At 51.7% G+C, this 1,258-nt stretch carries 1 protein-coding gene; it reads left to right on the top strand.

Going from position 1 to position 1,258, the window contains the following annotated elements; all coding sequences use genetic code 11:
* Nucleotides 1-397 precede the first annotated feature (397 nt).
* On the top strand, nucleotides 398-1,222 hold the full coding sequence (locus tag DQ405_RS28890; RefSeq protein WP_168426518.1) for a two pore domain potassium channel family protein: 825 nt from the start codon (nucleotides 398-400) through the stop codon (nucleotides 1,220-1,222).
* The last annotated feature ends 36 nt before the right edge of the window (nucleotides 1,223-1,258 follow it).

Here is a 1,258-nt window from a genome sequence, read left to right on the forward strand (position 1 = left end):
GTAAACGTCTGCCGGTAGGCTGGAAAGCCCGAGCGCGGTGATCTCGCATTCACTTTTCCCCTCTCTAACCGAGCGAATCGCGGCGAACATTGCGCATCACTGGCAGATCGAAAAAGCACCGCCAGCGCCGCCAACGACGGGTTCGCTCTACGAGCCGATGCAATCCGGCACCACTGTGGAAGGTGACGTGCGAGAACGTATGGAGCGGGAAGAGGCTGCACGAAAGCAATCGAATTAACCTGGCGACGCACGATCAACCGGGGCCGGCTTCTGGCACAAGCACAGCGGCGAAGCTGCTGAGCCGGAATCCGAACGCTCGGCTGGGCTCAACAAGGCGTCGAATGACACCTGTTTCCGATGATGGACAGATGACGCTACGCCATTTGGAGCATCACACGTGACCTACCTCTATTTCGTCGTCGGCTCTCTCATCTTCATCGTAACTGCCGCGGAAATCATCAAGACCGTCTTCTCAACGCAAGGGGGAGGCGCAATCACCACGAAGCTGACCAAGGCAATTTGGGCGTTGTTTTTCTTCGGCTCGCGGAAAAAGGGAGACGCAAGGCTTCTGGAATATGCAGGACCAAGCATCTTGATCGTTGTTCTTATGTGTTGGATTGCTGGGCTCTGGCTAGGCCTGTTCCTAATGCTCGTGACCGACCAAAACTCGGTAGTTTCGGGTACCACGCAAATAGCGACTACACCATTAGAGAAGCTATATTACGCGGGCTTCACTCTCTCGACTTTAGGCGTGGGTGACTATAAGGCAACAAATGACTTTTGGCGGATCTTGACTTCGATGGCCTCGTTCACGGGTCTTGTATTTATTACTTCAGCAATTACCTATTTTGTTCAGGTCTTGTCCGCAGTAAGCCTTCAAAGCAAGCTGAGTCTCTATGTAAACGCGATGGGTAAAACACCACAGGAAATAATAGTTAACGGGCACAACGGAGCTGACTTTGAGCAATTAGGGCCGCAGTTTCTAACCCTCAGTGAAATAATTTTTGAGCATTCGATCAACCATCAATCGTTTCCTGTCATCCACTATTTTCATACGAGCAATCCTGAACAGACTGTCATACCTGCAATAGTCAGACTAGATGAGGCCTGTGGAATACTGGTGCACGGCTCCGTTAAGCCTAGACATATAGGCCTCAGGCAGTGGAGCACATCATGCTTATCAGAATTCCTCGTCGCAGCGATTGCCGTGAATCAGAGGTAACCCCCGAAGCGCTTTATCTGAAGCGTCGGCAGATAC

It is taken from the genome of Pseudomonas sp. SST3 (assembly GCF_003325755.1).